14 protein-coding genes and 1 pseudogene are annotated in these 12678 nt (G+C 56.7%); 9 read left to right on the top strand and 6 right to left on the bottom strand.

Annotation, left to right across the window (positions count from 1 at the left end):
• Position 1: 1 nt before the first annotated feature.
• A pseudogene (locus ACYZTR_RS03015) lies at positions 2-122 on the top strand (excinuclease); the annotation flags it as partial.
• Here the strand turns inward: ACYZTR_RS03015 and ACYZTR_RS03010 are convergent.
• Complete coding sequence (locus ACYZTR_RS03010; RefSeq protein WP_461976321.1) at positions 123-1037, bottom strand: LysR family transcriptional regulator; 915 nt, start codon at positions 1035-1037, stop codon at positions 123-125.
• A gap of 132 nt (positions 1038-1169) precedes the next feature.
• Here ACYZTR_RS03010 and ACYZTR_RS03005 point away from each other — a divergent pair, with 132 nt between their 5' ends.
• The 5 genes from ACYZTR_RS03005 to ACYZTR_RS02985 all read left to right on the top strand — a co-directional run bounded on the left by ACYZTR_RS03005 (position 1170) and on the right by ACYZTR_RS02985 (position 4030).
• Positions 1170-1937 carry an iron-containing redox enzyme family protein gene (locus ACYZTR_RS03005; protein WP_461976319.1) on the top strand — a complete coding sequence of 256 codons (768 nt, stop codon included), beginning with the start codon at positions 1170-1172 and terminating at the stop codon, positions 1935-1937.
• The gene (locus ACYZTR_RS03000; protein ID WP_461976317.1) at positions 1937-2833 is read left to right on the top strand and encodes a DMT family transporter; all 897 of its coding nucleotides are present in this window, start codon (positions 1937-1939) and stop codon (positions 2831-2833) included. The genes ACYZTR_RS03005 and ACYZTR_RS03000 overlap by 1 nt, the downstream gene beginning before the upstream one ends.
• Before the next feature lie 19 nt (positions 2834-2852).
• Positions 2853-3164, top strand: a complete 312-nt coding sequence (locus ACYZTR_RS02995) for a (2Fe-2S) ferredoxin domain-containing protein (RefSeq protein ID WP_461976315.1) — start codon at positions 2853-2855, stop codon at positions 3162-3164.
• Between the two features lie 29 nt (positions 3165-3193).
• Positions 3194-3349: a hypothetical protein gene (locus ACYZTR_RS02990; RefSeq protein WP_461979928.1), complete on the top strand. Its 156-nt coding sequence runs from the start codon at positions 3194-3196 to the stop codon at positions 3347-3349.
• A 243-nt stretch (positions 3350-3592) separates the two neighbouring features.
• Positions 3593-4030 (top strand): excinuclease, encoded by a 438-nt coding sequence (locus ACYZTR_RS02985; RefSeq protein ID WP_461976313.1) that lies wholly within the window; start codon positions 3593-3595, stop codon positions 4028-4030.
• A gap of 42 nt (positions 4031-4072) precedes the next feature.
• Here ACYZTR_RS02985 and ACYZTR_RS02980 read toward each other — a convergent pair whose 3' ends face one another.
• The 3 genes from ACYZTR_RS02980 to ACYZTR_RS02970 form a co-directional block, all read right to left on the bottom strand.
• Complete coding sequence (locus ACYZTR_RS02980) at positions 4073-4516, bottom strand: DUF2846 domain-containing protein (RefSeq protein WP_461976311.1); 444 nt, start codon at positions 4514-4516, stop codon at positions 4073-4075.
• Between the two features lie 442 nt (positions 4517-4958).
• The gene (locus tag ACYZTR_RS02975; protein ID WP_461976309.1) at positions 4959-5222 is read right to left on the bottom strand and encodes a DUF6124 family protein; all 264 of its coding nucleotides are present in this window, start codon (positions 5220-5222) and stop codon (positions 4959-4961) included.
• A 371-nt stretch (positions 5223-5593) separates the two neighbouring features.
• The gene (locus tag ACYZTR_RS02970; RefSeq protein WP_461976308.1) at positions 5594-6496 is read right to left on the bottom strand and encodes a LysR family transcriptional regulator; all 903 of its coding nucleotides are present in this window, start codon (positions 6494-6496) and stop codon (positions 5594-5596) included.
• Positions 6497-6662: 166 nt separating this feature from the next.
• Here ACYZTR_RS02970 and ACYZTR_RS02965 point away from each other — a divergent pair, with 166 nt between their 5' ends.
• From ACYZTR_RS02965 to ACYZTR_RS02955, 3 genes are all read left to right on the top strand, one after another.
• Complete coding sequence (locus ACYZTR_RS02965) at positions 6663-7892, top strand: MFS transporter (RefSeq protein WP_461979565.1); 1230 nt, start codon at positions 6663-6665, stop codon at positions 7890-7892.
• A 78-nt stretch (positions 7893-7970) separates the two neighbouring features.
• Entirely contained in the window at positions 7971-9242 is a 1272-nt protein-coding gene (locus tag ACYZTR_RS02960) for an AAA family ATPase (protein WP_461976306.1), read from the top strand.
• Complete coding sequence (locus tag ACYZTR_RS02955) at positions 9239-9880, top strand: retron system putative HNH endonuclease (RefSeq protein ID WP_461976304.1); 642 nt, start codon at positions 9239-9241, stop codon at positions 9878-9880. The genes ACYZTR_RS02960 and ACYZTR_RS02955 overlap by 4 nt, the downstream gene beginning before the upstream one ends.
• Positions 9881-9937: 57 nt before the next feature.
• Here the strand turns inward: ACYZTR_RS02955 and hemE are convergent, their stop codons facing one another.
• Both hemE and ACYZTR_RS02945 read right to left on the bottom strand, forming a co-directional pair.
• A complete protein-coding gene (gene hemE, locus ACYZTR_RS02950) occupies positions 9938-11005 on the bottom strand; it encodes a uroporphyrinogen decarboxylase (RefSeq protein WP_461976302.1) in 1068 nt (355 codons plus the stop codon).
• 238 nt (positions 11006-11243) lie between these two features.
• Positions 11244-12662, bottom strand: coding sequence for an FAD-dependent oxidoreductase (locus ACYZTR_RS02945; protein WP_154979184.1), 1419 nt, complete (start codon positions 12660-12662; stop codon positions 11244-11246).
• Between the last annotated feature and the right edge of the window lie 16 nt (positions 12663-12678).

The raw sequence follows: 12678 nt of genomic DNA, 5'->3' as shown, positions 1-12678 counted from the left end.
GGTCAAGGATATCGTCAGCGTCTACAAGAGCAATGAGCGCAAGGACCGCAAGACCTATGAATGCCACGCCGGGACGATTATGGCCGGGTTGCGTTGAAGGGGATCTGGTGAAGGTGCCGTAATCAGCATGGATCTACCTGAGGCGCACAAGCGCCTCCTTTCAATGCCGCTGGGCCCTCGAACTCAGTCTGCAGTAGCGCCAAAAACGCCTCCCGAGCCGGGTGTCGACCTGCATTTTCATGCCAATAAAAAAGGTTGTCGATACGGGTCAGTTCCGGGAATTCATATCCTTGCCAACCCGCACTGTGGCGGTATTGCTCGTAGATACCGCGAGGTACCAGCGCAACGCCAGCACCGGCACTGACACAACCAACTATGGTGCCATAGCTTGCAATGCTGACGATCGGCAACACCTGATCATGGCGCAACAGCCACTGCTCCAGCGCCAACCGGTACGGACAGCCCGGGGGCCACATGAAAATTTCCTTACCTTGCAGATCCGCTGCTTTGCGTAATGGTCCATGCGACTCGGACGCGATGAGAATTAAATCTTCCCGGTACACCACTGCACGCTCAAGACCGGGGCGTTCAATGTTCACTGCCACGATCACCCCATCAAGTCGGTGATGTTGAGTATCGTCCAGCAATTGAGCCCAAGTGCCGGTGCTCAACTCCAGAGACACCTGCGGGTACAGCGCATGGTACTTGGCCAATAAACGGGGCAGCCGTCCCGTAGCACTCGATTCAATGGCGCCAATGCGCAGTCGACCGCCTGGCGTGTTGGTGGGAGCTACCGCGCGCCGAGCTTCATCAGCCAAACCCAGGATCTTCGTCGCGTAAACAAGAAACACCTCCCCAGCAGGAGTGATCCGCAACCCTCGTCCGTCGCGGAAAAACAACGGTGTGCCGAGCTCACGCTCCAGGGACTTGAGACGTGCGGTGATATTGGACGGCACGCAGTGCAGCAACTCGGCAGCGCGCGCGATGCTGCCGAAGTCGTAAACCGTCTTGAACATGCGCAGTTGGGACAATTCCATAGCTCACCCAGAGTGAATGCATAGATCAGTTTAAGTCACTTGTAGTGAGGCTGAGTGTTTTTGATACTTCAACCGGCGCACGTTGCAGTGACGCCGTCGCCCTTTCATATCCCTCGATAAGCAGGAGTTTTTATGGAGTTAGTTGAGCGAAAAATACAGTCCCTCGCCGAAAGTGTTTTCACCCATAAAGCCTTGGATAACGAATTCTATCGACGCTGGATGGGTGGCTCACTCCCCCTCGCCGACGTTGAGGTGTTTGCTCGAAACTACCTGGCCCGTACCACACAGACTTCTCGTATGGTTGCCCTATCATTTGTGAGCACTGACGACCTGTACGCTCAAGTCGAAATCGTCAAAAACCTGTACTCCGAAATGGGCTACGGCAACCCGGAAAAGGCCCACCTCGCCCTGCTGGAAAGCTACCTCATCGACCTTCTCAGCCGTCTCGCTGATCGGCCGTACAGTATGGACGAACTCACGGCTTTGCCGGTGTTGGAAAGTAGCCTCACGTTTAGTCGCGAACAATTGAGTCTCTACACCGACGGTGGCAACAACAATCCGCGCCATGTACTCGGCACATTGTTGGCTCAGGAATGGCTGGCCTATTCGATGCTCACCCGTTTGTACGAAGGGGCACGCAACTATAAGCACCTGTACGCCCATAACGACGACTTTCATGAGCACTGCGAGTACTTCTACATCCACATCGGGGATGCAGAAAAAGATCACAAGATCCAGGCGGTGAAAGCGGCCACTCAAGAATGCACCACCGACCAGCACATAGAGGAAGTCAGCGCTTCGTTCAACCGCTTCCTGATCATCACCGAGCAGTACTGGGACGGTATAGCCCGTGCCATGCCCAGCATGCAAAATCGGGCTGCGTCGAGGGTTACGACTTAATGAATACAAGGCCCGGCATAAAAACCGCTTTGGCGGCGATTTTTGTAATCCTTTGCTGGGCCTATTCCCCCATTGGAATCCACATCGGGCTAAAGGCCTATGAGCCCGGTCATCTCGCGCTGATGCGATTTCTCATCGCATCAACGTTCATGGCTGGCGTCGCATTAGTGATGCGTATTTCTCTGCCTCGCCTGAAAGACCTGCCTCTGCTGGCGGTGCTGGGGTTCTTTGCCGTCAGCCTGCACCACATAGCCCTCAACTACGGCCAACGAGGTGTTAGCGCTGGGGCCGCCAGCGTACTGGCACAATCCACCCCGCTGTTCAGCACGTTATTGGCGCATTTCGCGTTCAAAGATCGGGTCAACGGCTGGCAATGGATCTGTGTGCTATGCGGGCTACTCGGCGCCGCGGTGGTAGTCACCGGGGACCGTGGTTTTGGTGAGCTGGACGCGCATGGGCTGTTGATACTGCTGGCGGCGTTGTCTTGGAGTCTATATTTCGCCTTGCAAAAACGTCATTCCCATCGTTATGACGGGCTGACGATGGTGTGTTACACCATTTGGTCGGGCACGGTACTGCTGCTTGTATATATCCCGGGGCTGTGGGGCGAAGTACAAAATGCCTCAATTTCGGTCAACCTGGCGGTGCTCATTCTGGGCATCTTCCCCAGCGCCCTTGCGTACCTCGCCTGGGCATACGTACTGGCACAGAGCAACGTGAGCCGCGCGTCCATTTCGCTTTACCTGATACCACCCACAGCGATGTTGATGGCCTCGTGGGTTCTGAGTGAACGCCCTTCTGCCATGGTCATCGTAGGAACGGCCATTGTGCTGACGAGCGTACTCGCCCTCAATCTGGAACCATCGAAAGCCGCAGTGCCTGTCGACAAAGTTTGAACAGAGGTCGTGACCACCTATGAATGACGCAGAAAATCCGACCCTGGCTTACGAACACCATGTGCTGATTTGCACCAACCTGCGCCCCGATGGTCGCCGTAGTTGCTCAGGCTCAGGCGCTCATGAACTGCTCAGCGCAGCAAAACGCAAGCTCGCCAAAATGGGTGAACCGGGAACATCGCGTGCCAACGCATCGGGCTGCCTGGGCCGCTGCGACCACGGCCCGGTCATGGTGATTTACCCCGCTAACCTGTGGTTCTCGTGCAAGACGCCGCAACAGGTTGAACGCATTCTCGATCAACACCTCATCCGCCCCGATCAGCAATTGTGAACCAAGGGCCTTCAGCAAGAATCCACGCCATGACTTGGACAGATGAAGACATGCGCATCGCCCAATGGATGCTGGCCGAATACCTGCGCGGCGAGTTCCGAAAGATGAGCAACCTGTACGTGATGAACAATAATTTTGCGTTTGGTGGGGTTAATACGTCGCTGATTTTTCGGCGTTGGTCGTAACAGGGAAGTAGGTGATTGATCGTTCCCACGCTCTGCGTGGGAATGCAGCCCGGGACGCTCTGCGTCCCCCTCCAGAGCCGAACGCGGAGCGTCCGTTGAGGCATTCCCACGCGGGAGCGTGGGAACGATCAGTCAATCCCATCTACACTCGCAGAATCAGACCGCATGCACCCAGCCTGCTTGAACCGAAAACGCTGATCCGTCACACGACTCGCGGTTCTCTTTCACGTCAAGGAGATGACCATGCAAATGAAAGCCCTGATCGCCGCGTTACTGTTCGGCCTGCTGCCCAGTGCCAGCCAGGCGACCAATCTGATGTACATGCCTTTTGAGACAGTCCTGTCCAATGCGATCCGCGCCGGGCGGCTCGATGGCAGCGTGAGGTTCTACCTGGCCGGCAACGGACCGACGGAACACCTCCAAGTGTTGCGCACGAATGTCGTCAGCGACTGGCCCACCAATGCCTCCAACAAGAGCGATTTCGATGCCTGTGAGTGGGCAGTGCAATCGACGTTGATCGAGTTGCAAGCAGAGGCAAAGCGGGTCGGGGCGAATGCGGTGACCAACATCGTGAGTTATTACGATCAGCATGTGCGCAAAGACCTGAACACCTATGAGTGCCGGGCCGGAGTGTTTGTGGCGCGAGTAGCGTTGCGCGGGGATTTGGTACGGGTGCAGTGAACGGGACCACCCCCGCGATTTACGCAGGGGTCGCCCAGTCATTTACTGAGCCTGAATCAACTTGCTTTCAGTGACGCCAGCGCGGCCTGTCTTGTCGTCGACGACTTGCAGGTTGTTGCGCGCCTTGATGAAGCCCACTTTCACCTCCTGCCAGACAAAGTAGTTCTTGCCGGTTTCTGCGGTGAGTTTCAGTTCAGAATCGTTTTCCGCCGAGGACACCAGGGTCTGTTGACCGGCCGGGACGGATAACATCAGGTAAGACTTGGCGACGGTCTGCCCTACCGGTTTGCCATTAAGTGCCACCGGCATTTTCACGCCTGCACCCATACTCTCGTTGCGATAAACGTAGATATTGGCTTTGTCCGGGGTGACCTGGAAGGTCTTGGCCTGAGCGTCCTGGCTTTCATCCGCCATTTTTACCGAAGCACAACCACCGGTCAGAGCGGTCAATGCCAGTAAAGCGGTGAAGGTTAACTGCTTGAACATCCTGTTTCTCCATTGTTTTGATGAGTCCAACGACGGTTATCGGCCGTACCCAACAAAACCTTGAAGCTCAATGGGGTCGTAACCGTCCCACTGATCTTCCTGCGCTGGTCATAAATCGAGTCAGTCAACGATCTCAATAACGCCAGAACGACAAAGGGCGCCTTTCGGCGCCCCTTCACAAACAGGCCGGCTTGTCATCGCCCTGTACCTGTCTGGCTCTGCGATGGCTGGTTGCCCAGGATCCTCAGAGCCTCACAAGCCCCTTTCGGGAACGCGGCTAGTAATTGGTACCCGTGAGGTACGGTGATGCTGCGTTTTTGATCGTTCCCACGCTTTGCGTGGGAATGCAGCCCGGGACGCTCCGCGTCCCCTCCAGAGCCGAACGCGGAGCGTCCGTTGAGGCATTCCCACGCGGGAGCGTGGGAACGATCAGTTACGCCGCTCAGCGTGGATCGAGGTTATCCAGCACGCGGTTCACCGCCAGTTCTCCCAGCATGATCGACTGTTGAATCCCCAGCAGTGTGTTGCTCTGCGATCCTTGCAGAGACCTCGCGAAATCGCTCGCCATGACATTCGCTGATGCCAGGGATTCACAGGCGTATTCCAACAGGATCAGGTTGTCGATATTGGGAGCGATGAGGAAGATTTGGCTCGGTTGGCGTGGAGCGTCTGGATCAGTATTCAGTGAATTTGTTGTATTGGTCATGATTCGGCGTCCAGAAAAGAAAAGTGGAGCCGTCACCCGAGTCGCTACTAAACAAAAGGGTGGCAGCTGTACGCAGGTTAGTAGACCGGGGACGCGTGAACCGGCGCGCCCGAAGGCGCCCTGCGCACTGCTGCCATCAAGCGCAAGTATAGAAATACTTGACTGTATGGAACGCAAATGCGCTTCACGGGACAACGAGCTACTAAACCCGATCACTGGGAATCAGTGATGCGAACGAAGTTACCGATGGCCCCCAAAGCGCACAAGCCGGCGGATTCTGGAGTAGTTGTAGGCAATGCCGCAAGGCGCTGTAGCCTGTTCAAGGTAGTTCGGAAATGTCCTACGCCCTTCAGCGAATGACTGCAAAGCAGTCACGCCTTCAACGGCTCAACCTTACTCGTCAACAACTCAACAAACGCCTTGGCCATCGGCGACTTCTGATCCTTGCGCTGCACCAGCCACACAGCCGACACCGCTTCAGGATCGAGCAGAGGCCGATAGACCACGCCATCGATGCGCATCCGTTGATAGGACGCTGGCAGCACCGAAACACCCAACCCGGCCGCCACCAGACCAATGATCGTCATTGCCTCGCCCGCCTCCTGAGCGAAGTGCGGACTGAAGCCGGCATCCCGGGACAGGCTGAGCAATTGGGCGTACAGACCACTGCCATAGCTGCGTGGGAAAAATACAAAGGGCTCGAGGGCCAGGGCTGACAGAAACAAGCCATCTTCGCTATCGTTCACCAACGGATGCTTGGAGCTGAGCACCGCCACCAGTGGTTCGCGCATCAGCTCCACCACGCTGAGCGAGTCCGGTAACCCAAGCGGCCGCATGATCCCGACTTCTATCGACTCATCCACCAGCGCATCCGCCACCTGGGTGCTGCTCATCTCCCGCAGGTTCAGGTGTACAGCCGGGAATCGCTGGCGAAATGAAAAAATCGCCTGAGGGATCGTTGAGTTGAACGGCGCCGACGAGGTGAAGCCAATCTTCAGTTCGCCCAACTCACCCAGCTGCGCCCGCCGTGCCACGTCTGCCGCTTTATCGACCTGCGCCAGCACCAGCCGCGCCTCTTCCAGAAATAGCCGACCGGCTTCACTGAGCTCGACCCGACGATTGGTCCGCTCGAACAACCGCGCACCTATCTCCTGCTCCAGCGCTTGAATCTGCTGACTCAGGGGTGGTTGCGAGATGCCCAGCACCTGGGCGGCTCGGCCGAAGTGCAGTTCTTCGGCAACAGCAATGAAGTAGCGCAGGTGACGCAATTCCATGAAAACTCCATTAGGTCGTTAAACCTATCAAACAGGTCGAACAATATATTGGATTGAATCATTAGGCAGCTATATGCTTTTTTCATTGCCTGACCGGCTGCGTCCTCCGAGGTCCGAAGTGAAAACTGCTGTCGCTCCACTTGCCCATGAAGTTCCGCCCGCAGCGGTGGACGATGTTGTCGCCGAATTAAAGGAGATCTACATCGAAAAAGGCACGCCAATGTTCATGCGCACGGTGCTGGCGTTGTTCTCCGGCGGCTTCGCAACCTTCGCTTTGCTCTACTGCGTGCAGCCAATGATGCCGCTGCTGTCCCACGAGTACTCAATCAATGCGGCGCAGAGCAGCCTGATCCTGTCGGTGGCCACCGGCATGCTCGCCATTGGTCTGCTGATCACTGGCCCGATCTCCGACCGTGTCGGACGTAAACCGGTGATGGTCGCCGCGTTGTTCGCCGCCGCGCTCTGCACAATCGCCAGTTCAATGATGCCGAGCTGGCACGGTGTGTTGGTGATGCGCGCGCTGATAGGGTTGTCGTTGAGCGGTCTGGCAGCAGTCGCCATGACTTACTTGAGTGAAGAGATCCATCCGCAGCACATCGGTCTGGCAATGGGTTTGTACATTGGCGGCAACGCGATTGGCGGGATGTGCGGACGCTTGATCACCGGCGTGTTGATCGACTTCGTCAGCTGGCACACGGCGATGCTGGTGATCGGCGGCCTGGCGCTAATCGCGGCGGCGGTGTTCTGGAAAATCCTTCCCGAGTCGCGCAACTTCCGCGCCCGCTCTTTGCACCCGCGTAGCTTGATTGACGGCTTCACCATGCACTTTCGCGATGCCGGCCTGCCGCTGCTGTTCCTTGAAGCTTTCGTGCTGATGGGCGCGTTCGTCACCCTCTTCAACTACATCGGCTATCGCCTGCTGGCCGAGCCGTACCACATGGATCAGGCCTTCGTCGGGCTGCTCTCGGTGGTGTATCTGTCGGGTATCTACAGTTCAGCGAAAATCGGCTCGTTGGCCGACAAACTGGGCCGGCGCAAAGTGCTCTGGGCGACCATCGTGCTGATGTTCGCAGGCCTTGCACTGACCATGTTGACGCCGCTGCCGGTGATGATCATCGGCATGTTGATCTTTACCTTCGGCTTCTTCGGCGCCCATTCGGTGGCGAGTAGCTGGATTGGGCGTCGGGCGATCAAAGCCAAGGGGCAGGCGTCGTCGCTTTATCTGTTCAGCTACTACGCCGGTTCGAGCATCGCCGGGACGGCGGGCGGGGTTTTCTGGCACATGGGCGGGTGGAACGGGATCGGGTTGTTCATTGGCGGGTTGCTGGTGATTGCGCTGCTGGTGGCGTTGAAACTGGCGAAGTTGCCGCCGCTGCCAGGCACCGCACAGGTTTAGCCACAACTGCGCCCTAGCGGTTATCGCGAGCCAAGGTACACTGACGGCATTCGTCAGTCTTGGTAAAGGGAAGCCAGAATGCGCCTGGACCGTCTCCACATTCAGAATTTTCGTTGCTACGAAGATTCCACTTTCGACTTTCAACCGGGTTTCAATCTGGTGGTGGGGGTCAATGGGAGTGGGAAGACTTCGTTGTTGCAGGCGGTGGCTGCATCATTCGTTGAGTTTGCCAACGCAATGACATCCGACCGAACCTTCTCAATAAACGATGATGTTCGTGTTGTTGTTGATAAATTCCAAGGCAAAACTCGTTACGAAAAAAAATTCCCTCTTTCGATAGTGAGTACAGGGGATGTTTTGGGTGCAAACGAATGGAAAACGTTCAGCCTTGTTGAGGATTCACCTGCTGCTTCGAATAAACAGCTGAAAAATAAGGTTGACCAAGTACTTGCCTTATCTGAGGCAAAAACTATTCCGGACCTACCCATCCTTTCGTTTTACCGCGCGGACCGACGCTGGAAGAGTGCAAATATTTCGACAGAGTTTGCGGCCCAGCAAAAGGTTTCCCGCTTTGATAGCTATAGCAACTGGTATGACGCAGTCACGGATCTAAAGGACTTCGAAAGCTGGCTGATCGCCAAGACGCTGGAGCGAATGCAAACCTTGCTGGATGAAGGAATGACGTCTGCACCATTTGACGATGAATTAGCATGGGTCAACCAAGCGATTCAGTTTGCATTGCCACAATCGACGGACTTACGTTACGACCTTCGGATGCAGTGTTTGCTCGTAGATATGAACAATGGGCAAACCCTTCCCTTCAATCTGCTGAGCGATGGCCAACGCGGCATGGTCGCCCTCTTCGCAGATATCGCCCGCCGCATGTGCATCCTCAACCCGCACATGGGCAAGGACGTCCTGAAAAAAACTTCGGGTGTCGTCATCATTGATGAGTTGGATATCCATCTTCATCCAGCCTGGCAGCGCAGCATTGTCCCGGCATTGAGGCAAGCATTTCCCAAAGTCCAATTCATCGCCGCGAGCCACTCCCCTCAAATCATCGGCAGCCTGAGACCAGAAGAAGTCATAGTTCTAAGTGATGGTGATGCCCACCATCCTCTAGTCACTTACGGGCTGGACTCCAGCAGCATTCTTGAGGAGGTCATGGACGTTGCTCAACGCGAACCAAAGATTGAAGCAATGCTCTCGGAACTGTTTTCCACTCTGGAAGATAACGACCTTGAAAAAGCCAAACTGCAGCTTCAGGCACTCAAGAAAAAAGCTCCGGATCTGCCAGAGTTCCTGAGAGCCGAAGCATTGCTCAGGCGTAAGGAGATTATTGGCCGATGAAGCGAGTGATCAAAGGAACTGAGCCCGCTTTATTTATCCAGTGGAAAGCGTTAGCGAATGAAGAGTGGATACCTTCTTACTCGATACTGCGAAACCCAGAGAAACACGCCCTGCACGAGAGCCTGCTCTGCGAGCAAGGTTATGTGTGTTGCTATTGCGGTAACAAGATCACGCTGGAATCCAGTCATATAGAGCATTTCCGCCCTCAAAAGCCTTTTAACCATCTTGAACTGGAGTACACCAATCTCCATGCTTCCTGCCAAGGCGAGACTGAAGAATCAAAACCTGCACACTGCGGGCACAAAAAGGGAAACAGATTTTCCGAAAACTCTCACATATCGCCTTTAGAAGAGGACTGTGAGAGGCAATTCAGATTCACGCTAATTGGTCAGATAGAAAGTGCCAACGCCGATACACCCGCCAAGAACATGATCGATATACTCGCCCTCGACATCAGTTTTCTTAATACCCGACGCAAGCAAAAACTGGAAGGAATCTTCGATGACGCCTTTCTGGCCGACTTTTCTATAGAAGAACTCGAAGCGATCATTCGGCGATACCGCCAACCGCAAAATGGCCAGCATGACGCTTTCGACCACATCATCGCCCGCTACGCCGAACAGCTCCTCGGCCACTGAAAACCAACACAAACAAAAACGCCCGGCACAAGCCGGGCGTTTTTTATCGGGCGACGATCACTCGTGATACTGCGCCGACAGTTCATGCACCGCGCGCAGGAACGCACCTGCATGTTCCGGATCAACTTCCGGTGTGATGCCATGGCCGAGGTTGAACACGTGACCGCTGCCCTTGCCATAGCTGGCGAGGATCCGGCCGACTTCGGTGCGAATGGCTTCTGGCTTGGCGTACAGCACGGTCGGGTCCATGTTGCCTTGCAGCGCGACTTTGTTGCCGACACGCTGGCGGGCTTCGCCAATGTCGCAAGTCCAGTCCAGGCCAAGGGCATCAGCGCCAGCGTCGGCGATGTTTTCGAGCCACAGGCCGCCGTTCTTGGTGAACAGGATGACCGGTACCTTGCGGCCTTCGTGTTCACGGATCAGGCCGCTGACGATCTTGCGCATGTAGGCCAGGGAGAATTCCTGATACGCCGCAGACGAGAGGTTGCCGCCCCAGGTGTCGAAGATCTGCACCGCTTGCGCGCCAGCCATGATCTGGCCGTTGAGGTAGCTGGTGACCGACTGCGCGAGCTTGTCGAGCAGCAGGTGCATGGCTTGCGGGTTGTCGTAGAGCATGGCCTTGGTCTTGCGGAAGTCTTTCGACGAACCGCCTTCGACCATGTAGGTGGCCAGGGTCCATGGGCTGCCGGAGAAGCCGATCAGCGGCACGCGACCGTTCAGTTCACGGCGGATGGTGCTGACCGCGTCCATGACGTAGCCGAGGTCTTTGTGCGGATCAGGGATCGGCAGGGCTTCGACGTCGGCCAGGGTGCTGACGACTTTCTTGAAGCGCGGACCTTCACCGGTTTCGAAGTACAGGCCTTGGCCCATAGCGTCCGGGATGGTCAGGATGTCGGAGAAAAGGATCGCCGCGTCCAGTTGAGGATAGCGGTCGAGCGGTTGCATCGTGACTTCGCAAGCGAACTCCGGGTTCATGCACAGGCTCATGAAGTCACCGGCCTTGGCACGGCTGGCGCGGTATTCAGGCAGGTAGCGGCCGGCCTGACGCATCATCCACACAGGCGTGACGTCTACGGGTTGCTTGAGCAGGGCGCGAAGGAAACGGTCGTTCTTCAGGGCAGTCATGTCGGCATCCGGAAAAAAAGTACGGGCATTTTCTCAGAGCTCGACGCAAAAGGCACGGCAAGAGCCGTGCCTTTTGTCTATCGGGTCAATTTGTCGCGGTTTCGTCACCGAAAGATCGTTCCCACGCTCTGCGTGGTAACGCCTCCTGTGACGCTCCGCGTCACGCCTTTAAGAGCGGACGCAGAGAGCGTCCATGGAGGCATTCCCACGCAGAGCGTGGGAACGATCAATGGAGGGTTTAGACGCCCAGGTAATCCAGGATCCCTTCGGCGGCGTTGCGGCCTTCGAAGATCGCCGTTACCACCAGGTCGGACCCGCGAACCATGTCGCCACCGGCGAAGATTTTCGGGTTGCTGGTCTGGTGCTTGTACTGGCCTTGTTCCGGTGCCACAACGCGGCCCTGGCTGTCGGTCTGGATGCTGTGCTGTTCGAACCACGACGCCGGGCTTGGACGGAAACCGAAGGCGATGACCACGGCGTCGGCCGGGATGATCTCTTCGGAACCCGGGATCGGCTCGGGGCTGCGACGGCCACGGGCGTCCGGTTCGCCGAGACGGGTCTCGACCACTTTCACGCCTTCGACACGGTCTTCACCGACGATGGCAATCGGCTGGCGGTTGTAGAGGAATTTCACGCCTTCTTCCTTGGCGTTCTTCACCTCTTTGCGCGAGCCCGGCATGTTCGCTTCGTCACGACGATAAGCGCAGGTCACCGACTTGGCACCCTGGCGAATCGAAGTACGGTTGCAGTCCATCGCCGTGTCGCCGCCACCGAGCACCACAACCTTCTTGCCTTTCATGTCGACGAAATCTTCCGGCGACTTTTCAAAGCCCAGGTTGCGGTTGACGTTGGCGATCAGGAAGTCGAGCGCGTCATGCACGCCCGGCAGGTCCTCACCCGCAAAACCGCCCTTCATGTAGGTGTAGGTGCCCATGCCCATGAACACGGCATCGTATTCTTCGAGCAGTTGCTCGACGGTCACGTCCTTGCCCACTTCGGTGTTCAGGCGAAACTCGATGCCCATGCCGGTGAAGACTTCGCGACGATTGCTCAGCACGGTCTTTTCCAGCTTGAACTCAGGGATGCCGAAGGTCAGCAGACCGCCGATTTCCGGGTTCTTGTCGAACACCACCGGGGTCACGCCGCCACGCACCAGCACGTCGGCACAGCCCAGGCCAGCAGGACCTGCGCCGATGATCGCGACACGCTTGCCGGTCGGCTTGACCTTGGACATGTCCGGGCGCCAGCCCATGGCGAATGCGGTGTCGGTGATGTACTTCTCGACCGAACCGATGGTCACTGCGCCAAAGCCGTCGTTGAGGGTGCAGGCACCCTCGCACAGACGATCCTGCGGGCACACCCGGCCGCACACTTCCGGCAGGGTGTTGGTCTGGTGCGACAGCTCGGCGGCCTGGAGGATGTTGCCCTCGGCCACCAGCTTCAGCCAGTTGGGAATGAAGTTGTGCACCGGGCACTTCCATTCGCAATACGGGTTACCGCAACCCAGGCAGCGGTGGGCCTGATCGGCCGAATGCTGGGGTTTGAAGGGTTCGTAGATCTCCACGAACTCTTTCTTGCGTTGACGCAACAGTTTCTTCTTCGGATCTTTGCGCCCGACATCGATGAACTGGAAGTCGTTATTCAGACGTTCAGCCATTGTTAAAACCTCATCA

This window comes from Pseudomonas sp. Hz4 (assembly GCF_054898165.1).
This window is presented reverse-complemented; position numbering and strand designations above follow the sequence as displayed.

Excerpts from the sequence above, each read along its gene's own strand:
- ACYZTR_RS02960 (WP_461976306.1), top strand. The coding sequence starts at position 7,971 with ATGCGCCTGGACCGTCTCCACATTCAGAATTTTCGTTGCTACGAAGAT.
- ACYZTR_RS02970 (WP_461976308.1), bottom strand. The coding sequence starts at position 6,496 with ATGGAATTGCGTCACCTGCGCTACTTCATTGCTGTTGCCGAAGAACTG.
- ACYZTR_RS03000 (WP_461976317.1), top strand. The coding sequence starts at position 1,937 with ATGAATACAAGGCCCGGCATAAAAACCGCTTTGGCGGCGATTTTTGTA.
- ACYZTR_RS02955 (WP_461976304.1), top strand. The coding sequence starts at position 9,239 with ATGAAGCGAGTGATCAAAGGAACTGAGCCCGCTTTATTTATCCAGTGG.
- ACYZTR_RS03005 (WP_461976319.1), top strand. The coding sequence starts at position 1,170 with ATGGAGTTAGTTGAGCGAAAAATACAGTCCCTCGCCGAAAGTGTTTTC.
- ACYZTR_RS02945 (WP_154979184.1), bottom strand. The coding sequence starts at position 12,662 with ATGGCTGAACGTCTGAATAACGACTTCCAGTTCATCGATGTCGGGCGC.
- ACYZTR_RS02995 (WP_461976315.1), top strand. The coding sequence starts at position 2,853 with ATGAATGACGCAGAAAATCCGACCCTGGCTTACGAACACCATGTGCTG.
- hemE (WP_461976302.1), bottom strand. The coding sequence starts at position 11,005 with ATGACTGCCCTGAAGAACGACCGTTTCCTTCGCGCCCTGCTCAAGCAA.
- ACYZTR_RS02975 (WP_461976309.1), bottom strand. The coding sequence starts at position 5,222 with ATGACCAATACAACAAATTCACTGAATACTGATCCAGACGCTCCACGC.
- ACYZTR_RS02985 (WP_461976313.1), top strand. The coding sequence starts at position 3,593 with ATGCAAATGAAAGCCCTGATCGCCGCGTTACTGTTCGGCCTGCTGCCC.
- ACYZTR_RS02980 (WP_461976311.1), bottom strand. The coding sequence starts at position 4,516 with ATGTTCAAGCAGTTAACCTTCACCGCTTTACTGGCATTGACCGCTCTG.
- ACYZTR_RS02990 (WP_461979928.1), top strand. The coding sequence starts at position 3,194 with ATGACTTGGACAGATGAAGACATGCGCATCGCCCAATGGATGCTGGCC.
- ACYZTR_RS03010 (WP_461976321.1), bottom strand. The coding sequence starts at position 1,037 with ATGGAATTGTCCCAACTGCGCATGTTCAAGACGGTTTACGACTTCGGC.